Genomic DNA, 19,345 nt, shown 5'->3' on the forward strand with positions numbered 1-19,345 from the left:
GTCAGCGGCTGCGCGGGTCGAGAGCGTCCCGAAGGCCATCACCGAGCAGGTTGAAGGCCAGTACGGTGATGAAGATCGCGAGGCCGGGGACGAGCATGAACTGCGGATCGACTTCGAAGAAGGTCACCGCCTCCCTCAGCATGCCGCCCCACGAAGCCTGCGGTGGCTGGATTCCGACGCCGAGGAAGCTGAGCGACGCCTCGAAGATGATGTTGGTCGGAATGAGCAGTGTCGCGTAGACCGTGATCGGCCCCACGAGGTTCGGCAGCAGCTCGCGGAAGAGGATGTACGGGCCGCGGGCCCCCATCCCGCGCGAGGCGTCGATGAACTCGCGCTCCCTCAGGGCGAGGGTCTGGCCGCGCACGATGCGCGCCATGTAGGGCCAGTTGAAGAACCCGATGACGAAGATGAGCACGCTGATGTGCAGCGGCAGGCCCTCCAGACCGAAGGCACCGCCCTGGAGCGTCGCCGAGATGGCGATGGCGAACAGCAGCAGCGGGAACGCCAGGAAGGTGTCCATCAGCCGGCTGATGAAGGTGTCCACGCGGCCGCCGTAGTACCCGGCGACCAGGCCGAGCACCACGCCGATCACGTTGGACAGGACCGTCGCGCCGAAGGCGACGACCAGCGAGACCCAGGAGCCCTCGAGGATGCGGGCCAGGATGTCGCGGCCGAACTTCGGGTCGACGCCCAGCGGGTGGTCCCAGCTCATCCCGCCGAACCCGCCCTTGGGGAGCGAGGTGTTGGGATCGACCAGGTCCTGCTGGAAGGCGTTCGGGTCCAGGCCGAGCAGCGCCTGGAGCGGCCGGGAGAGCACGGCGACCAGGATGAGCAGGATGACGATCACTCCGCCGGTCACGGCCATCTTGTCCCGCTTGAAGCGGGCCCAGGCGATCTGACCGAGTGAACGACCTTCGATCTGCTTGGACTTGACGCCTTCAAGTACGGCCTCAGGCGCCGCCTCGGCCTGTGATCCGGTGGTCTCAATGGGTGCGGTCATCGTCCCTCGTGCTCGCCCGTGCCGACGGTCGCCGACAGTGCTCGACGGACCGCCCGGATCTGCGGCGCGGTCCGTTCAGGAGGTGCGCGAATGCACTGCACGCATGTGCGACGCCCCCTGGTTGGGGGGAGTCTTCAATGGGTTCACGATCACCCGCCAGACCTCATCGGGAATGTTTGCGCAACCGTGATGCGGGTCTGCGGCTTCCGTTATCCGGACGTAGTGATCGGCTCAGCGGACCAACTCGGCCGCTATGGAAGCGAAACGGACAGGCCGGGACGGCGGCCGCCGTGTCAGGCGCGGGGCGGGTAGCCGTACCCGGTGCCGGGCACGACGGGCGCGGTGGCGTGCGCCTCGCGGTCGTAGAAGGGGCGGGCGTTGGCCCGCAGCCACATCGTCACCGGGTCGTGCTCGTCGGACATCGCGACCGTCGACACGGGCAGGCCGTCGGGGACGGCGGCGATGGACTGCCGCATCATCGCGTGGACGGCCTCGACGGCCGCCTGACCGGTGTCGTACAGGTCCAGGCCGATGGCGAGGTACGGGGTGCCGAGGGCGGGCTGCACCCAGGCGCGGCGCAGCGAGCGGACGGCGGAGGTGCGGTGCGCGTTCTGCGTGAGCAGGGCGTAGAACTGCGGGATCTGAATGCCCGGTTCGGACAGTTTGAGGGGGCCCGCGGGCATCCGGTCCAGGCCGGTGGCGATGCGCCGGAGGTCCGGCCACGGGATGCCGACGCCACCGCCCGGAGCGTGCGGATTGAGCCAGATGCCCCAGCGGTCGGGGTAGAGGGCGCGGGCGATGTCACGGCCGCCGATGACCTCGTGGGCGCGGTTCCAGCCGGAGACGGCGAGCTCCTGGGCGGAGGTGACGCACGGGGCGTACCCGTGACCGTCGACCTCCATGTTCCCGTACTGGGCGTCGGGCGAGCCGGCCCGGCCGTGCCAGAGCAGCATCCACAGTTGGCCCTCGGCGAGGGCGTGCAGGAGCGCCTCGTAGGTGTCGTAGCGTCCGGGCGTGACCTGGCCCAGCAGGTGCTCGACCTGCCCGGCCGCGTGCCCGGCCGCCGCTCCGGCCGCCGCGGTGCCTGACGCGCTCACCCTGGGTCCCGCCCCTCTTCCGTCCACCCGACCAGCTTATGCGTGCCCGCGCTGGTAGAAGGGCCGTACCTTCTCCAGCATCCAGTCGCCCACCGGGTCCTGGGCTATGTCGAGCAGGACCAGGTTGACCGGCCAGGGCACCTGGACGCGGCCCAGCGCCCGGCCGAGGGCGTCCATCGGTACGTTACGGTCGGCGCCCTCCCAGGAGGAGAGCTGGACGCCGATGAAGAGGGTGGGCCCACCGCCCTCGATGCTGGCGAGGCACCGGCGGGCGGTGAGGACCGTACCGGCGGCGTCGAACTCGGCGGACGCGGCGGACAGCAGGTCGACCGGGTCCTCCTGCCAGTCCGGCTCGAAGAGCCGCACCCGGGCGCCGCTCGCGGGGCCGTCCAGCGGGGTGCGTCCGGCCCGGCACAGTTCGGCCACGGCCGGCGGGGGCAGCGGGGCGCCGACGGCACCGCCCGGGTTGACGGCGATGCCGAGCTGCGGGGGCAGGCCGCGCGCGAACTCGACGGCCGGGGCGACGGCGTACGCCATGTGGGGGCCGACGCAGCTCGTGAACTGCTGCTCGGAGCTGTAGACCGGGACGTACCCCTGGCCGTCGAGCTCCAGGGTGGGCAGGTCGAGGTTCGGGCTGTCGGGGCCCCCGCCGTTGGGCAGCGGCACCCAGACGTCGCTGCGGCCCAGGACTTCGAGGAGGCGGCCTCCGGCCGCGGGGTTGCCGAGCGAGGCGGCGAGCACCTCTTCGAGCTCGTTGCCCGGCCATGCGGTGTCCACTGGTGCTTCCGGTCCTTCCCGCGCGTGCGTGCTGTCGCTGCTGAGCACCCTAACGCGGGCCGCGGGCGCGCCGGCCGGGGTCAGCCGAAGGCGACCCGCGTCAGCGCGGACGCCGCCGACCGGTCCAGCAGGATCGCGGAGGCGCACCCGCGCGGCACGACGCCCCGCTCGGCGTCCCGCACCAGCCGGCCCACCGCCCCGCGGTGCCGTGCGAAGGCGTACCCGGACACGCCGCGGCCCCGCTCCCGCTGGCCCTGCCGGGCCGTGCCGGGCGTGACGTCCAGCAGGACCAGGTGCAGGGCCGTGCGGCGCCGCGCCGCCTCGCGGGCGAGCCAGCGCCGCACCCAGGCCTGGGTGCCGCAGTCGTGGACGACGACGCTCTCGCCCGAGCGCAGCGCCCGCCGCAGCCCCGCGTAGTGCGCGAGCCGGACGAGGGGGCGATAGACCGCGTACGGCAGGAAACCGGGCATCCGGCGCTCCCAGCGCTCCCGGGCGTCCTGCGAGTCGATCCCGCGCCCCTGGGCCGTCCGGGCGATCAGGGTGGACTTGCCGCTGCCGGGCAGGCCCGAGACGACCACCAGGTCGCCCTCCGGGAACGTCAGCGCCCGTGGGCCGCGCCCGCCCCGGGCGCGCAGGTCGCGCACGACCGGCAGGGCGGGGGCGGTCGCCGCCGCCCGGCCCGGCACGGAAGGCATGGGCTGCGCGGGCACGCCCGCGGTCGTCGCGTACGCCCCGGTCCGCTGCACCGTCATCGCTACTCCCCCTGCTAGGGCCTGTCCGGCGCCCCGGCGGTCCCTGGGTCGGCTTCTGACGACCCTTGCCCAAGAAGTGTAAAGAAAGGGTAATAAGCCACAAGCGATTTGCCGACGAGACCCCGCGTGCAATGATGTGCGCGCCGACGCGACGCACGCCGTTGCGCCCCACAACCGCATACCGGCCGTTCGAATCCGCGCGGGAGAGTCCCGGGTCCCGCCCGGGCGCCGAAGGAGCAAGTTCCTCCCTTGAATCTCTCAGGCCCCGTACCGCGTGGATGAGGCAGATCTGAAAAGCGGGCCGCCGCGGCGGCCCCACCCAAGGTGCAAGCCGAAGACCGTCCCCGTACGGTCACGGTGAACCTCTCAGGTTCCGATGACAGATGGGGAGGATCGTCTTCGAGCCATGCCCTGGGAGCCACATCCATGAGCACTGCCCCCCGCCTGACCGCCCTCGATGCCGTGCATCGCGCGCTGGGCGCCACCATGACCGACTTCGCGGGCTGGGACATGCCGCTGCGGTACGGGAGCGAGCGCGACGAGCACAACGCCGTCCGCACGAAGGCCGGTCTCTTCGACCTCTCCCACATGGGTGAGATCACCGTCACAGGACCGCAGGCAGCGGACTTCCTGAACTTCGCGCTCGTCGGCAACATCGGCAGCGTCGGTGTCGGCCGCGCCCGCTACACCATGATCTGCCAGGAGGACGGCGGCATCCTCGACGACCTGATCGTGTACCGGCTCGGTGAGACCGAGTACATGGTCGTCGCCAACGCCTCCAACGCGCAGATCGTCCTCGACGCGCTCACCGCCCGCGCCGCCGGCTTCGACGCCGCGGTGCGCGACGACCGCGACGCCTACGCGCTGCTCGCCGTCCAGGGCCCTCAGTCCCCCGGCATCCTGAAGTCGCTGACCGACGCCGACCTGGACGGGCTGAAGTACTACGCCGGGCTGCCCGGCACCGTCGCCGGGGTCCCCGCGCTGATCGCCCGCACCGGCTACACGGGCGAGGACGGCTTCGAGCTGTTCGTCGAGCCGCGGCACGCCGAGACGCTGTGGCAGGCGCTGCTGGAGGCCGGGGAGCCGGTGGGCCTCATCCCGTGCGGGCTGTCCTGCCGCGACACGCTGCGCCTCGAGGCGGGCATGCCGCTGTACGGGCACGAGCTGACGACGTCCCTGACCCCGTTCGACGCGGGCCTGGGCCGGGTGGTCAAGTTCGAGAAGGAGGGCGACTTCGTGGGCCGCGAGGCGCTGACCGCCGCCGCCGAGCGCGCCGAGGCCGCCCCGCCGCGCACGCTCGTGGGCCTGATCGCCGAGGGTCGCCGGGTGCCGCGCGCCGGGATGTCCGTGGTCGCGGACGGCACGGTGATCGGCGAGGTCACCTCGGGCGCCCCGTCGCCGACGCTGGGCAGGCCGATCGCCATGGCCTACGTGGACGCGGCGCACGCCGCGCCGGGCACCAGCGGGGTCGGCGTCGACATCCGCGGTACTCATGAGCCGTACGAGGTCGTCGCGCTCCCCTTCTACAAGCGCCAGAAGTGACCACCCGCACCACCACCCCGTTCACCAGCACTCCCCCGCGTACAGGAGAATTCCCGTCATGAGCAACCCCCAGCAGATGCGCTACAGCAAGGAGCACGAGTGGCTGTCGGACGCCGAGGACGGCGTCTCGACGGTCGGCATCACGGAGCACGCGGCGAACGCGCTCGGCGACGTGGTGTACGTCCAGCTCCCGGCAGTGGGCGACACGGTGACCGCGGGCGAGACCTGTGGTGAGCTGGAGTCGACCAAGTCCGTCAGCGACCTGTACTCCCCGGTGACCGGTGAGGTCGTCGAGGCCAACCAGGACGTCGTCGACGACCCCTCGCTGGTGAACACCGCCCCGTTCGAGGGCGGCTGGCTGTTCAAGGTACGCGTCGCGGAGGAGCCGAAGGACCTGCTCTCCGCCGACGAGTACACCGAGTTCTCCGGCAGCTAAGGACCCCTCCCCGATGTCGCTTCTGAACACCCCTCTCCACGAGCTGGACCCGGACGTCGCCGCCGCCGTCGACGCCGAGCTCCACCGTCAGCAGTCCACCCTCGAGATGATCGCCTCGGAGAACTTCGCTCCGGTCGCGGTCATGGAGGCCCAGGGCTCCGTCCTGACCAACAAGTACGCCGAGGGCTACCCCGGCCGCCGCTACTACGGCGGCTGCGAGCACGTCGATGTCGTCGAGCAGATCGCCATCGACCGCATCAAGGCGCTCTTCGGCGCCGAGCACGCCAACGTCCAGCCGCACTCGGGCGCCCAGGCCAACGCCGCCGCGATGTTCGCGCTGCTCAAGCCGGGCGACACGATCATGGGTCTGAACCTCGCCCACGGCGGGCACCTGACCCACGGCATGAAGATCAACTTCTCGGGCAAGCTCTACAACGTCGTCGCCTACCACGTCGACGACGCGACCGGCCAGGTCGACATGGCCGAGGTCGAGCGCCTGGCCAAGGAGTCCAGGCCGAAGCTGATCGTCGCCGGCTGGTCCGCCTACCCCCGCCAGCTCGACTTCGCCGCCTTCCGCCGCATCGCGGACGAGGTCGGCGCGTACCTGATGGTCGACATGGCCCACTTCGCGGGCCTGGTCGCCGCCGGTCTGCACCCCAACCCGGTGCCGCACGCCCACGTGGTCACCACCACGACCCACAAGACGCTGGGCGGCCCGCGCGGTGGCGTGATCCTGTCCACCGCCGAGCTGGCCAAGAAGATCAACTCCGCGGTCTTCCCGGGCCAGCAGGGTGGCCCGCTGGAGCACGTGATCGCCGCCAAGGCGGTCGCGTTCAAGGTCGCCGCGAGCGAGGACTTCAAGGAGCGCCAGCAGCGCACCCTGGACGGCGCCCGCATCCTGGCCGAGCGGCTGGTCCAGCCGGACGTCACCGAGCACGGCGTGTCGGTCCTGACCGGCGGCACCGATGTGCACCTGGTGCTGGTCGACCTCCGCAACAGCGAGCTGGACGGCCAGCAGGCCGAGGACCGGCTCCACGAGGTCGGCATCACCGTCAACCGCAACGCGATCCCGAACGACCCGCGGCCCCCGATGGTCACCTCGGGCCTGCGGATCGGCACCCCGGCCCTGGCCACGCGCGGCTTCCAGGCCGAGGACTTCACCGAGGTCGCCGACATCATCGCCGAGGCGCTGAAGCCGTCGTACGACGCGGACGCGCTCAAGGCCCGGGTGTCGGCCCTGGCCGCGAAGCACCCGCTTTACCCTGGTCTGTAGTCTCTGAAGGGATTACGTACGGACCCGGACGTTACGTACGTAACAGACCGACATGCGGGGCACCGCGCACACTGTCCAGTGAGTGCGGTGCCCCGTCCCTTGCCCGCCCCGCACCACCCGTGCCCCACCCGCGTTGCCCCTGCACCACCCCGGCAGACAGCGACGTCTTCCAACCAAGGAGTCTCCCCGTGGCCATCTCGGTCTTCGACCTGTTCTCGATCGGCATCGGCCCGTCCAGCTCCCACACGGTCGGCCCGATGCGGGCGGCCCGGATGTTCGCCCGCCGGCTGAAGAACGAGGGCCTGCTCGCCCCCACCGCCTCCATACGCGCCGAGCTGTACGGCTCGCTGGGCGCGACCGGCCACGGCCACGGCACCCCCAAGGCGGTCCTCCTCGGCCTGGAGGGCAACAGCCCCCGCACGGTCGACGTCGAGACCGCCGACGAGCAGGTCGAGCGGATCAGGACCGGCAAGCGGATCAACCTGCTGGGCGCCCACGAGATCGGCTTCGACTTCGACGAGGACCTGGTCCTGCACCGCCGCAAGGCGCTGCCTTACCACGCCAACGGCATGACCCTGTGGGCGTACGACGCCGACGGCGCCGCCCTGCTGGAGAAGACGTACTACTCGGTCGGCGGCGGGTTCGTCGTGGACGAGGACGCCGTGGCGGGCGAGAACCCGATCGTCCCCGACGACACCGTGCTGAAGTACCCCTTCCGCACCGGTGACGAGCTGCTGCGGCTCACCAAGGAGACCGGCCTGTCGATCTCCGCCCTGATGCTGGAGAACGAGAAGGCCTGGCGCACGGAGGACGAGATCCGTGCGGGCCTGCTCGACATCTGGCGCGTGATGCAGGCGTGCGTGGACCGCGGCATGTCCCGCGAGGGCATCCTCCCCGGCGGCCTGAAGGTCCGCCGCCGCGCCGCGAACACCGCGCGCAAGCTGCGCTCCGAGGGCGACCCGCTGGCGCTGTCCATGGAGTGGATCACGCTCTACGCCATGGCCGTGAACGAGGAGAACGCCGCCGGCGGCCGGGTGGTCACCGCTCCCACGAACGGCGCCGCCGGCATCATCCCGGCGGTCCTGCACTACTACATGAACTTCGTGCCCGGCGCGGACGAGGAGGGCGTGGTCCGCTTCCTGCTGGCCGCGGGCGCGATCGGCATGCTCTTCAAGGAGAACGCCTCGATCTCCGGCGCGGAGGTCGGCTGCCAGGGCGAGGTCGGTTCGGCCTGCTCGATGGCGGCGGGCGCGCTCGCCGAGGTGCTGGGCGGCAGCCCGGAGCAGGTGGAGAACGCGGCCGAGATCGGCATGGAGCACAACCTGGGCCTGACCTGCGACCCGGTCGGCGGCCTGGTCCAGATCCCGTGCATCGAGCGCAACGGCATGGCGGCGGTCAAGGCCGTCACGGCGGCGCGCATGGCGATGCGCGGCGACGGCAGCCACAAGGTCTCCCTGGACAAGGTCATCAAGACCATGAAGGAGACGGGCGCCGACATGAGCGTGAAGTACAAGGAGACGGCGCGGGGCGGCCTCGCGGTCAACATCATCGAGTGCTGACACGCCCGCCGGAACGTTTCCTTCCGGCGTGGTGACCATGGTGGGCTCGTCCCATGACGCAGAACGAGATCACCCCGACGTTACGCGGCCGGGCCACCCGCCGCGCCCTGCTGACCGCCGCGGCGGGCGCCGCCGCCCTGCTGGCCACCGGCGCGTCCGGCGCGTCCGCCGCCGCCCCGCGGGCCGGGACGCCCGGTGCGGCCGCCTTCGGGCGGCTGCGCGCGCTGGAGCGGCGGCACGGGGCCCGGCTGGGCGCGGTGGCGCGCAACACGGTGACCGGCGCGACGGTGCTGTACCGGGCGGACGAGCGGTTCCCGATGTGCTCGACGTTCAAGACCCTCGCCGCCGCGGCCGTCCTCCGGGACCTCGACCGGCACGGCGAGGTGCTCGCCCGGCGCATCCGCTACACGGCGGCGGACATCGTGGTGAACTCCCCCAGGTGCGAGGAGAACCTCGCCACCGGCATGACGGTCGCCGAGCTGTGCGACGCGACCATCCGCTTCAGCGACAACACGGCCGCCAACCTGCTGCTGCGGGAACTGGGCGGGCCGACGGCCGTCACCCGGTTCTGCCGCTCCCTGGGGGACGGCACGACCCGTCTCGACCGCTGGGAGCCCGAGCTCAACACCTGCGAGCCCTGGCGCGTCGAGGACACGACCACGCCCGCCGCCATCGCCGGCACCTACGAGCGGCTGGTGCTCGGTGACGCGCTGGAGCGGGGCGACCGCGAGCGGCTGACCGGCTGGCTGCTGGGCAACACCACCAGTACGCACCGCTTCCGGGCGGGGCTGCCGGAGGACTGGCGGCTGGCCGACAAGACGGGCGGCGGCTCCTACGGCACCAACAACGACGTCGGTGTCGCCTGGACCCCCGAGGGCGCCCCGGTGGTCCTCGCGGTCCTGACGACCAAGCCGGTGCAGGACGCCCCCTCCGACGACCTCCTGGTCGCCCGCGCGGCCTCGGTGCTGGCCTCCGCCGTCACCTGAGCACCGCCGGGTGCACGCTGAGCCAGTGGGGGTCGGGCACCACCGTCAGGACGGCCGACAGCACCACGGCCCCCGCCAGCACCGCCAGCTCGGTGCGGGCGGGGGCCGTCGCGTCGCCGCCCCGGCGCAGCGCGCGGCGCGCGATCACGGCCAGCACGCTGGCCGCGGCCACCACCAGGAGCTTGACGATCAGCACCCTGCCGTACGCCGTCGCGAACACCACCTCGGCCGGAAGGCGGCGCAGCGTCGAGCAGGTGCCGGTGACGGCCAGCGCGACGTAGAGCCATCCGGCGAGCCGGGCGTACCGGGCCAGGACATCGCGCCCGCCGCCGCGCAGCCGCGCCGTCCGCAGCACGTGCAGCAGCCCGCCGGCCCACAGACAGGCGGCGGTCAGGTGGACGATCGTCAGGGCGGTGCCGAGCTCCGGGGTGTACGGCTCGGGGTGCGCGCGCAGCGCCTCCGCGCCGACGACCAGGGCCAGCGGGGCCACCGCCCAGGTGGAGCGCCCCAGCGCGGCGCACCCGGCGGCCAGGGCGAAGCCGTTGGCCATGGCCAGCAGCAGTCCGCCGTCCCGGGTGCCGTACGTGGCCGTGAGGTCCAGGTCGCTGACCCGGGCGAGCAGCACGATCTGCCCGGCGGAGGCGGCGGCCCCGCCGAGGGCGGCCCACACGGCCCAGGAACGGGGCGTGCGTCCGGGCCCGGCCAGCCCGGCGCCGGCCAGTTCGCCGATGTGCAGGGCGAGGGCGGCGAAGACCGCGACGCGCAGCAGGGTCGTCGTGCCGGCCGCCGGGATGCGCAGCTCCCCCGTGCCGTGCGCGGCGATCCCGGCGCCGAAGAGCGCCACGGCCACCGCCGCGAGGGCGCCGAGGGCGAGGGCGGCACGAGGACGGCGCCGCCCGGATCGCCGGGCGGCGCCGTTCTCCGTGTGTGCGGTCACGCCTTGGTGAGGTGCGCCCAGAACTCGTCGAAGGTGAGCAGCCCGTCGCCGTTGCCGTCCTGCGCGTTGATCACGGCCTGGGCAACGGTCTCCGTGACGTTGAAGTCGCCGAGCTGCGCCATGACGCTCTTGTACTCGGCGGCCGAGATGAGCCCGTCCCCGTTCACGTCGTACCGCTCGAACGCCTTGCGTGCCGCCTCGATGTCCGCCACTGGTCCACCCCTTCTTGGTGCATAACTGACGCCGGTCAGATTATCGGCAGGGGGTGGGGGGCCGGTCCGGGGGCCCGGCAGGGGCCGTCAGCGGAAGACGCCGGTGTGGCCGAGCGAGTAGCGGCCGGGCTGGGGGTAGACGGCGAGGCCGTGCGGGCCGCCGCCGACCGGGATGCGGGCGAGCTGCCTGCCGGTCGTGGTGTCGATCGCGTACACCTCGGAGTCGTACCGTCCCGACAGCCACAGCACCTTGCCGTCGGCGGAGACCCCGCCCATGTCGGGCGAACCGCCGTCCGGCAGCCACCACTTCTTGGTCAGCCGCTTGCGTGCGAAGTCGTACACGGAGACGGAGCCCTCTCCCCGGTTGGGGATGTACATCTCCCTGGAGTCCCGTGAGACGTACAGGCCGTGGGCGCCCTTGCCGGTCGGCAGCAGGCCGGGGGTGGCGAAGGAGTCGCCGTCCAGCACCCACACCCCGTGCGCCATCATGTCGGCGACGTAGAAGGTCTTCCCGTCGGGTGAGACCTTGACGTCCTGCGGCATGGCGCCCTGGAAGGGCAGCTTCTGCTGGGCGACCACCTTCATCCGCTCGGTATCGACCTTGAGCAGCTCGCCGGAGAACTCGCAGCTCACGATGAAGTACCGGCCGTCGGCCGAGAAGTCGGCGTGGTTGACGCCGTAGCAGGTGACCGGTTCGGTGTGGCGGCGCTCCATGGTGTGCGGGTCGCGGAAGACCAGCTCGCGGTCGAGGGAGGCCATCACGACGGCGTACCTGCCGTTGGGCGTGAAATACAGGTTGTAGGGGTCGTGCACCTCGACGTCCTTGCCCCGGGTGCCGGTCGCGGGGTCGATGGGGGTGAGCGTGTGGCCCCGGTTGTTGTTGACCCAGAGCGTCTTGAGGTCCCAGGACGGCACGACGTGCTGCGGCTGGGCGCCGACGGGGATGGTCTCGACGACCTTGTACGTCGCCGGGTCGATGACCGAGACGGTGTTGGACAGGGTGTTGGGCACGTACACCCGGGAGGGGAAGCCCTTGACCACCGCGGACAGTCTGCCGGGGCGGTCGGCCGCGTAGACGTCCTTCGGGTCGAGGACGGGCGGCATGCCCGCCAGGCCCGCGGGAGCGGCCTTCGTCGGTACGGCGGCGGCCCGGCCGCCGCGTGCCTCGGGCCGGTCGCCGCCGCTGCCGCAGCCCGGGAGCGCCGCCACCGCGGCGAGCAGCGCGGTGGCCGCGAGGAGGCTCGTGGATCGCTTCGTCAGGTGCGGCATGGTCACGCGCCCCATTAAGGGTGCCGGGCCCCGGGCCGCGCTCCCCCGGCCCGCCCCGGCGCACCTCCGCCGATCGGTTCCGATGAGGTGTCCAGTCGATGAATCAACCATCGGACCCCATATTTATTCATGGTTTACGAGGTCCGTGGCTCATCTCACCTGCGATTCATTCCCTCGCTGGCCCGATTTGCTGATTCTGTCCCGGTTTGGTCTTTTGGTGGCAAGGCCCCCCGTCTGCCATAGTCGGAGACACACGACCCCCATTGACCCGGGCCAGGTCGTTTCCGCGACCGTGGATACACCCCCAAGTCCACGGCGCCCACACGGAAGCCCCCGAGGGAGCCGCACCACGGCGCCAGGGGGCTTCCTCGCGTCAGCGGTCGGAGACTCGGCGGACGGAGACTCAGCGGTCGGAGACCCGCATCTCGAACCAGGTGGTCTTGCCGCGCGGCAGCAGGTCCACGCCCCACCGGTCGGAGAGCTTGTCGACGAGGAAGAGCCCGCGGCCGCTGGTGTCCAGCTCGTGGACCGGCATCAGGCAGGGCAGCCCCCGGGAGGGGTCGCGCACCTCGATCCGGATCCAGCCGCGGCGGCGCAGCATGCGGAGCCCGAAGACCCGGGCGCCGGTGTGCCGGACGGCGTTGCCGACGAGCTCGGAGACGAGCAGGATCGCGTGTTCGGCGATCTGCGGGGAGAGCGCCCACTGGCGCAGCACCACGCACTGGGTGAGCCGGCGGGCCGTCGCGGCCGATTCAGGGCGGGACGGCAGCCGCACCTCCTCCTCCGTCGGATTGCCGAACAGTTCGAGCGCCTTGAGCGCCTGTTCGTCGTCCGCGGCGGGCACCCACCGCGCGGCGGTAGCGCTGCCGCGCTGCCCCGGTTGCTCCACACCTTCCAGCCCCGCCATGCCCACCATGATGGCCGCCCGGCGGCCTCCGTGTGGCCGTTCCGGCGGAATAGATGCCCCGGAGCGAGCGCTTCCCGGGGCACCTTTCGGCATATGACCCTGGCACCGAAGGGGTGTCAAAGGGTGGCTGACCTGCGACGACAGGGCCGGCACGGAAAAGTGCCGCGCCCTCGCGCCCCATATCCCTTAAGGCCCCTTTAAGGCTGCCCTAAACCACCCACACGGCTGACAACTCGTGTTCCCCTACAGGAACTTGGCCTTGCCCGGCCCCTCCTCGACGAAGCTGCGCATACCGCGCTCACGGTCCTCGGTGGCGAACAGCCCGGCGAACCAGTTGCGTTCGACCGTCAGGCCCGTGTCGATGTCGGTCTCCAGACCCGCGTCGACGGACTCCTTGGCCGCGCGCAGCGCCAGCGCCGGCCCCTGCGCCAGCTTCGCGGCCCAGGCGTGCGCCTGCTCGTACACCTCGGCCGCCGGGACGACCCGGTCGACGAGCCCCATCGCGAGGGCCTCGTCGGCCTTCACATGACGGCCCGTGAAGATCAGGTCCTTCGCCTTGGACGGGCCGATGAGGCGGGCGAGGCGCTGCGTGCCGCCCGCGCCGGGGATGAGGCCCAGCAGGATCTCGGGCTGGCCGAGCCTGGCGTTGTCGCCGGCGATGCGGAAGTCGGCGCAGAGCGCCAGCTCGCAGCCGCCGCCCAGCGCGTACCCGGTGACGGCGGCGACGACGGGCTTGGGGATGCGGGCGACGGCGGTGAACGAGTCCTGGAGGGCCTTGGAGCGCAGCACCATGGCCGCGTGGTCCATCGCCTGCATCTCCTTGATGTCCGCGCCGGCCGCGAACACCTTCTCGCCGCCGTACAGCACCACGGCCCGGACGTCGTCGCGCCGCGACGCCTCCTCGGCGAGCTCGCGCAGCCGGTCCTGGGTGGCGATGTCCAGCGCGTTCATCGGCGGGCGGTCCAGGCGGATGGTGCCGACGCCCGCGGAGACTTCGAGAGTGACTGTCATAGGGGGCAGGTTAACCGCCGTTAATGACGAAGGGCCCGGTGCCGTCGGTCACATCCGACGCACCGGGCCCTCACACATCTGGCGTTACTTGATCCACTCCGACCAGGGCATGTTCCACCCGTTGAGGCCGTTCTCCGGCTGGATCTGCTTGTCCTTGGAGTTCTTCACGACCACCACGTCACCGATGATCGAGTTGTTGTAGAACCAGGCGGCCGGCGTGGAGCCGTCGTAGGCGCCGCGCACGTCCCGCAGGCCCACGCAGCCGTGGCTGACGTTCGCCGAGCCGAAGGTGCCGCTGGAGGCCCAGTAGTTGCCGTGCACGAAGGTGCCCGAGGTCGACAGGCGCATCGCGTGCGGGACGTCCTTGATGTCGTACTCGCCACCGAAGCCCACGGTGGCGCCGTTCATCCGCGTCACCTTGTACTTCTCGCTGATGACCATCTGGCCGTTGTACGTGGTCGTGGCCGGGGCGCCCGCGGTGATCGGGATCGTCTTGATCAGCTTGCCGTCGCGGACGACCTTCATGGTCTTCTCGCTCGCGTCGACCGTGGAGACCTGGCCGCGGCCGATGGTGAACCGCACCGTCTTGGCCTGCTTGCCGTACACGCCCGGGCGGCCCTCGACGCCGTCCAGGTTCAGCCGCACGGTCACCTTGGTGCCCGCGGCCCAGTACTTCTCCGGGCGGAAGTCCAGGCGGTCGTTGCCGAACCAGTGGCCCTCGATCGGCACGGACGGCTCGGCGGTCACCTTGATGGCCCGCTCCACGGCCTCGGGGTTGGTGATGCCCCGGGTGAAGTTGATCGACACCGGCATGCCGACTCCGACGGTGGAGCCGTCCTCCGGCGTGTAGTGGCCGATGAAGGTGTTCTTCGGTACGAGGGTGGTGAAGGTGGTGTCCTTCGCCGACTCACGCCCGTCCGCGTCCTTGGCGACCGCGTGCACCTTGTACTTGGTGCCGCCGGCCAGGTGCTGGACCGGCTCCCAGGCGGCGCCGTCTGCGGTCAGCTTCCCCTCGACCTTGTTGCCCTTGGAGTCGGCGACCGTGACCGTGGTCAGCTTGCCCTTCTCGGCGGTGACCTTCAGGGCGCCGCTCGTGGCGACCGACGCGGCGCCGTCCTTGGGCGCGATGGTCACGACGGCCTGCGAGGCCGCGTTCTCCACCTTGCCGCCGTCCTCGGGCTTCTCCCCGCCCTTGGCGCCGCCGGCGGAGTCGGAGCCCCCGCACGCCGTCACCAGCAGCAGCAGTGCCCCCAGCACCAGAGCCAGCAGGCCCTTGCCCGCCCCCGCCGGCGCACCCGATATCGGCCGCACGTTCACTTTGCTGTTCTCCCCTCGCACGGCCTGGCACCGCCACGGCCCGCACCCCCGCACGCCCCACTCACGCGTGCACCGCGATAGATAATCACACCGCAGGCGCGGCGGAGCGCCCGCGCATGTCACCGTTCAGTCCCAAACGACGGACGATGAGGGGCAGCGAGGGTCAATGCAGGGCGGAACCGGCCTTCCACTGGTTCCAGTCCATGTTCCAGCCGCCGAGGCCGTTGTCGGGAGACACCTTCCGGTCGGTCGAGTTGACCACCTCCACCACGTCCCCGATCAACGTCCGGTCGAAGAACCAGCCCGCCGGCGCGTCCGGGTCCCCGCCCTTCACGTCGCGCAGCCCGACGCACCCGTGGCTGACGTTGGCCGTGCCGAAGGCGGACGGCGGCGCCCAGTAGTTGCCGTGCAGGAACGTGCCCGAGTCGGTCAGCCGCATCGCGTGCGGGACGTCCTTGATGTCGTACTCGCCCTTTCCGTCCTTGTTCTTGAAGCCGACGGTGGCGCCGTTCATCCGCGTCACGTCGAACAGTTCCGTGACCACCATCTTGCCGTTGTACGTGGTGGTCTTGGGCGCCCCCGCCGTGATCGGCAGGGTCGTGACGAGCCTGCCGTCGCGCCGCACCTCCATGGTGTGCTCCTCGGCGTCCACCACGGAGACCTGGGAACGGCCCACCGTGAACCCGACGGTCTTGTGCTGGATGCCGTACACCCCCGGCGCCGCTTCCACGTCCCGCAGCCGCAGGCCGACCGTGACCTCGGTGCCCGGCTTCCAGTACGCGCGCGGCCGGAAGTCCAGGCGCTCCTTGCCGAACCAGTGGCCCACCACCTCCACCGGCGGCCGGGAGGTGACGCGGATGGCGCGTTCGACGGCCGCGCGGTTCTCGATCGGCCGGTTGAAGGAGAAGGAAACGATCATGCCGGTGCCGACGGTGGAGCGGTTCTCCGGCTTGAAGTAGCCGATGAACCGGTGTTCGGGCACCGCCGTGGTGAACGTGGTGTGCCGGGCCGAGCGCCGCCCGTGCGCGTCCAGCGCCACGGCCTCCACGCTGTACTTGGCGGCCAGCGCGAGCCGCACGCCCGGCGCCGGGCGCCAGCGCAGGCCGTCCTCCGAGATGGCGCCCGGCACCCGGACCGGCTGCGCGTCCTCGACCTTGACGACCTTGACCCGCTCCAGCCGCCCGCTGGGAATCCGCACCTCCACCCGGCCGTCCGGGGCCACGCCCTTCGCCCCGTCCTCCGGCGTCACCCGGATGACGTCGTCGGGTGCCCGGCCCTTGCCGCCCATGCCGAGGTCCAGGCCGCCGTCACCGGTGCACCCGGCCAGCCCCGCCATCAGCCCTGCACATGCCACGGCAGCGGCCACGCAGAGCCCTGCCCGCTTCAGTACGTGTCTCACGATGCGACCAACGACTGCCACCCTCCAGGGGAAACGTGAGTGCGGGTCATGTTGGGACGGGGGCAGTCCGGGCAGAACAGGGGGGAGGACCACAAGCGGGGCCGCGGCCGGGACGCCGCGGCCTCGTGGCGAGTGAGCCGAAGGGGCGCGACGGTGTCGAGAGGGAGAACGCGCGCAGGGCCGTGAGGAACGAGCGGCCCGAGCACGATCGACCGTCGACACCGGCCAAAGCGCCCCGGAGGCGAACCGAGCCGGGCAAAGGAGCGAGTGAGCCGAAGGGGCGCGACGGTGTCGAGAGGGAGAACGCGCGCAGGGCCGTGAGGAACGAGCGGCCCGAGCACGATCGACCGTCGACACCGGCCAAAGCGCCCCGGAGGCGAACCGAGCCGGGCGTAGGGGCGAGTGAGCCGAAGGAACGGGCGAGTGAGCCGAAGGGGCGCGGCGGTGCCGAAAGGGAGAACGCGCGGAGGTTCCGAGGAACGAGGAACCGAGCACGATCGACTGTCGACACCGCCTTGGGCGCCCCGGAGGTGAACCGAGCCCTCGAAAAGGGGAGCCGGCAGGTGTCGAGCGCAGCCGAGCAGCAGGCAGTGCAGGGTGCGGTGGGGGACGCACTGCTGGACGGGAGGCCCGCCCCCGCGGGGGCACGGCGCCAGGGGCTGAACGGGGTGCACCGGGCTCCCGGTGCGCCCGCCCCGCCCGTGTGGCCGGGCGCGCCCACGCCGCTGGGCGCCCGGTTCCGGGCGGGGCCGGGAGGGGCGACGGGGACGAACTTCGCGCTCTGGTCGGGCGGGGCGGAGGCGGTGGAGCTGTGCCTGTTCGACGAGGACGGCACGGAGACCCGGGTGCCGCTGACCGAGCTGACGCACGAGATCTGGCACGGTTTCGTGCCGGGCGTGCGGCCCGGGCAGCGGTACGGCTACCGGGTGCACGGCCGCTGGGACCCGTGGACCGGCGCCCGGTGGAACCCGGCGAAGCTGCTGCTGGACCCGTACGCCAGGGCGGTGGACGGTGATTTCACGCTGCCGCCCGAGGTGTACGGGCATGTGCGGGACTGGCCCGAGCAGCATGTCGCCGACACCGTGCGCGACACCCGTGACTCGGCCCCGTACGTCCCCAAGGGGGTCGTCGTCCATGACGACGACGACTGGTGCGACGACCGGCGCCCCAAGACGCCCTGGGCGGACTCGGTCATCTACGAGGTGCACGTCCGCGGCTTCACCATGCGCCATCCGGGTATTCCGGAGGAGCTGCGCGGGACGTACGCGGGCCTCGCGCACCCGGCCGCGATCGAGCACCTGGTGTCGCTGGGGGTGACGGCGGTGGAGCTGCTGCCGGTGCACCAGTTCGCGCACGAGGACCACCTGCTGCGGCGGGGCCTGCGGAACTACTGGGGCTACAACTCCGTGGGCTACTTCGCGCCGCACGCCGCGTACAGCGCGTCGGGCACGGCCGGGCAGCAGGTCGGCGAGTTCAAGCGGATGGTGAAGGCGCTGCACGCGGCCGGTATCGAGGTGATCCTCGACGTGGTCTACAACCACACGGCCGAGGCGAGCGAGCTCGGGCCCATGCTGTCGCTGCGCGGCATCGACAACCGGGGCTACTACCGGCTGGCCGCCGACGCCCGCCGGTACGCGGACTACACGGGCTGCGGCAACACCCTGCACGTGGTGCAGCCGCACGTGCTGCGGCTGATCACCGACTCGCTGCGCTACTGGGTGACGGAGATGGGGGTGGACGGCTTCCGCTTCGACCTGGCGGCGGCGCTGGCCCGCTCGATGCACGATGTCGACATGCTCTCGCCGTTCCTGGCGGTGATCGCGCAGGACCCGGTGCTGCGGCGGGTGAAGCTGATCGCCGAGCCGTGGGACGTCGGCAGTGGCGGGTACCAGGTGGGGGCCTTCCCGCCGCTGTGGACCGAGTGGAACGACCGCTACCGGGACGCCGTGCGGGACTTCTGGCGGGGCGCGCTGCCCGACGTGCGGGACCTGGGCTACCGGCTGTCGGGGTCCAGCGACCTGTACGCGTGGGGCGGCCGGCGGCCGTACGCCTCCGTCAACTTCATCACCGCGCACGACGGCTTCACGCTGCGGGACCTCGTGTCCTACGAGCACAAGCACAACGAGGCGAACGGGGAGGGCAACCGGGACGGCACGAACGACAACCGGGCCTGGAACTGCGGTGCCGAGGGCGAGACCGACGACGAGCGGATCAACGCGCTGCGGCGGCGGCAGGTGCGCAACCTGCTCACCACGCTGCTGCTGTCGACCGGCGTGCCGATGCTCGTCGCGGGTGACGAGATGGGCCGCACCCAGGGCGGCAACAACAACGCCTACTGCCAGGACAACGAGACGGGGTGGGTCGACTGGTCGCTGCCGGAGCGGCCGGGGCCCCGGGGGCTGCTGGAGCTGACCACCCGGCTGCTGCGGCTGCGCCACGCCCATCCGGTGCTGCGCCGCCGGGCGTTCTTCTCGGGCCGGCCGCAGGGCGCGGACGGGCTGCGGGACCTGGCGTGGTTCACGGCGGCGGGTGCGGAGATGACGGAGGCGGACTGGTACGCCCGGACGGCCACGGTCGCCATGTATCTCTCGGGGCGGGACATCCCGGGCCGGGACGCCCGCGGGGAGCCCGTCACGGACGACAGTTTCCTGGCGGTGCTCCACGCGGGCGCCGAGCCGGTGGACTTCCGCCTGCCGGGGCCTCCGTGGGCGGACGCCTACGAGCTGGTGGTGGACACCTCGCGGGAGGACCAGTCGGGGCCGCCGGGCACGGTGCACCCGGGTGGGGAGGTGGTGACGGTGCCGGCGAGGTCGGTGCTGCTGCTGAGGGTGTGCGGCTAGCCCCCGGTCTTGTCCGCGGTCCTTTCGCCGG

The 19,345-nt window shown here is 71.8% G+C and carries 17 protein-coding genes and 1 riboswitch; of the genes, 6 read left to right on the forward strand and 11 right to left on the reverse strand.

The window, feature by feature from the left end; genetic code table 11:
* Position 1 precedes the first annotated feature (1 nt).
* The 4 genes from E2B92_RS25580 to E2B92_RS25595 all read right to left on the reverse strand — a co-directional run bounded on the left by E2B92_RS25580 (position 2) and on the right by E2B92_RS25595 (position 3,626).
* A complete protein-coding gene (locus tag E2B92_RS25580; RefSeq protein ID WP_126883548.1) occupies positions 2–1,000 on the reverse strand; it encodes an ABC transporter permease in 999 nt (332 codons plus the stop codon).
* Between the two features lie 293 nt (positions 1,001–1,293).
* Positions 1,294–2,097, reverse strand: a complete 804-nt coding sequence (locus E2B92_RS25585; RefSeq protein WP_126883547.1) for an enhanced serine sensitivity protein SseB C-terminal domain-containing protein — start codon at positions 2,095–2,097, stop codon at positions 1,294–1,296.
* Between the two features lie 36 nt (positions 2,098–2,133).
* The gene (locus tag E2B92_RS25590) at positions 2,134–2,874 is read right to left on the reverse strand and encodes an enhanced serine sensitivity protein SseB (protein WP_126883546.1); all 741 of its coding nucleotides are present in this window, start codon (positions 2,872–2,874) and stop codon (positions 2,134–2,136) included.
* 80 nt (positions 2,875–2,954) lie between these two features.
* Positions 2,955–3,626: an AAA family ATPase gene (locus tag E2B92_RS25595; protein ID WP_126883545.1), complete on the reverse strand. Its 672-nt coding sequence runs from the start codon at positions 3,624–3,626 to the stop codon at positions 2,955–2,957.
* A 190-nt stretch (positions 3,627–3,816) separates the two neighbouring features.
* Positions 3,817–3,909, forward strand: a riboswitch (glycine riboswitch).
* 143 nt (positions 3,910–4,052) lie between these two features.
* Here E2B92_RS25595 and gcvT point away from each other — a divergent pair.
* From gcvT to bla, 5 genes are all read left to right on the forward strand, one after another.
* On the forward strand, positions 4,053–5,168 hold the full coding sequence (gene gcvT / locus E2B92_RS25600) for a glycine cleavage system aminomethyltransferase GcvT (protein ID WP_126883544.1): 1,116 nt from the start codon (positions 4,053–4,055) through the stop codon (positions 5,166–5,168).
* 58 nt (positions 5,169–5,226) lie between these two features.
* Entirely contained in the window at positions 5,227–5,604 is a 378-nt protein-coding gene (gene gcvH, locus E2B92_RS25605; protein ID WP_126883543.1) for a glycine cleavage system protein GcvH, read from the forward strand.
* Positions 5,605–5,617: 13 nt separating this feature from the next.
* Positions 5,618–6,877: a serine hydroxymethyltransferase gene (gene glyA, locus E2B92_RS25610; RefSeq protein ID WP_126883542.1), complete on the forward strand. Its 1,260-nt coding sequence runs from the start codon at positions 5,618–5,620 to the stop codon at positions 6,875–6,877.
* A 188-nt stretch (positions 6,878–7,065) separates the two neighbouring features.
* A complete protein-coding gene (locus E2B92_RS25615; protein WP_126883541.1) occupies positions 7,066–8,436 on the forward strand; it encodes an L-serine ammonia-lyase in 1,371 nt (456 codons plus the stop codon).
* A gap of 53 nt (positions 8,437–8,489) precedes the next feature.
* Complete coding sequence (gene bla, locus E2B92_RS25620) at positions 8,490–9,422, forward strand: class A beta-lactamase (protein WP_126883540.1); 933 nt, start codon at positions 8,490–8,492, stop codon at positions 9,420–9,422.
* Here the strand turns inward: bla and E2B92_RS25625 are convergent.
* From E2B92_RS25625 to E2B92_RS25655, 7 genes are all read right to left on the reverse strand, one after another.
* Complete coding sequence (locus E2B92_RS25625; protein ID WP_235023974.1) at positions 9,415–10,359, reverse strand: CopD family protein; 945 nt, start codon at positions 10,357–10,359, stop codon at positions 9,415–9,417. The two genes, bla and E2B92_RS25625, sit on opposite strands and share 8 nt — an antisense overlap.
* Positions 10,356–10,571, reverse strand: a complete 216-nt coding sequence (locus tag E2B92_RS25630; protein ID WP_126883538.1) for an EF-hand domain-containing protein — start codon at positions 10,569–10,571, stop codon at positions 10,356–10,358. Before E2B92_RS25630 ends, E2B92_RS25625 begins: the two co-directional genes overlap by 4 nt.
* An 87-nt stretch (positions 10,572–10,658) precedes the next feature.
* The gene (locus tag E2B92_RS25635) at positions 10,659–11,840 is read right to left on the reverse strand and encodes a YncE family protein (RefSeq protein WP_126883567.1); all 1,182 of its coding nucleotides are present in this window, start codon (positions 11,838–11,840) and stop codon (positions 10,659–10,661) included.
* 403 nt (positions 11,841–12,243) lie between these two features.
* Complete coding sequence (locus E2B92_RS25640) at positions 12,244–12,747, reverse strand: ATP-binding protein (protein ID WP_126883537.1); 504 nt, start codon at positions 12,745–12,747, stop codon at positions 12,244–12,246.
* A gap of 243 nt (positions 12,748–12,990) precedes the next feature.
* Entirely contained in the window at positions 12,991–13,758 is a 768-nt protein-coding gene (locus E2B92_RS25645; protein ID WP_126883536.1) for an enoyl-CoA hydratase/isomerase family protein, read from the reverse strand.
* Positions 13,759–13,842: 84 nt separating this feature from the next.
* Complete coding sequence (locus tag E2B92_RS25650; RefSeq protein ID WP_126883535.1) at positions 13,843–15,075, reverse strand: L,D-transpeptidase; 1,233 nt, start codon at positions 15,073–15,075, stop codon at positions 13,843–13,845.
* Between the two features lie 163 nt (positions 15,076–15,238).
* Positions 15,239–16,474, reverse strand: a complete 1,236-nt coding sequence (locus E2B92_RS25655) for a L,D-transpeptidase (protein ID WP_126883534.1) — start codon at positions 16,472–16,474, stop codon at positions 15,239–15,241.
* Positions 16,475–17,037: 563 nt separating this feature from the next.
* On the opposite strand from E2B92_RS25655, the gene glgX reads away from it, so the two are divergent.
* A complete protein-coding gene (gene glgX / locus E2B92_RS25660) occupies positions 17,038–19,314 on the forward strand; it encodes a glycogen debranching protein GlgX (RefSeq protein WP_185923499.1) in 2,277 nt (758 codons plus the stop codon).
* Positions 19,315–19,345 lie beyond the last annotated feature (31 nt).

Source organism: Streptomyces sp. WAC05374, from assembly GCF_004353505.1.
In the GTDB taxonomy this organism is placed as follows: domain Bacteria; phylum Actinomycetota; class Actinomycetes; order Streptomycetales; family Streptomycetaceae; genus Streptomyces.

Bases quoted from the DNA above. Each gene is read 5' to 3' on its own strand.
- glyA (WP_126883542.1), top strand. From the start codon at position 5,618: ATGTCGCTTCTGAACACCCCTCTCCACGAGCTGGACCCGGACGTCGCC.
- gcvT (WP_126883544.1), top strand. From the start codon at position 4,053: ATGAGCACTGCCCCCCGCCTGACCGCCCTCGATGCCGTGCATCGCGCG.
- E2B92_RS25640 (WP_126883537.1), bottom strand. From the start codon at position 12,747: ATGGCGGGGCTGGAAGGTGTGGAGCAACCGGGGCAGCGCGGCAGCGCT.
- E2B92_RS25635 (WP_126883567.1), bottom strand. From the start codon at position 11,840: ATGCCGCACCTGACGAAGCGATCCACGAGCCTCCTCGCGGCCACCGCG.
- E2B92_RS25645 (WP_126883536.1), bottom strand. From the start codon at position 13,758: ATGACAGTCACTCTCGAAGTCTCCGCGGGCGTCGGCACCATCCGCCTG.
- E2B92_RS25580 (WP_126883548.1), bottom strand. From the start codon at position 1,000: ATGACCGCACCCATTGAGACCACCGGATCACAGGCCGAGGCGGCGCCT.
- gcvH (WP_126883543.1), top strand. From the start codon at position 5,227: ATGAGCAACCCCCAGCAGATGCGCTACAGCAAGGAGCACGAGTGGCTG.
- bla (WP_126883540.1), top strand. From the start codon at position 8,490: ATGACGCAGAACGAGATCACCCCGACGTTACGCGGCCGGGCCACCCGC.
- E2B92_RS25595 (WP_126883545.1), bottom strand. From the start codon at position 3,626: ATGACGGTGCAGCGGACCGGGGCGTACGCGACGACCGCGGGCGTGCCC.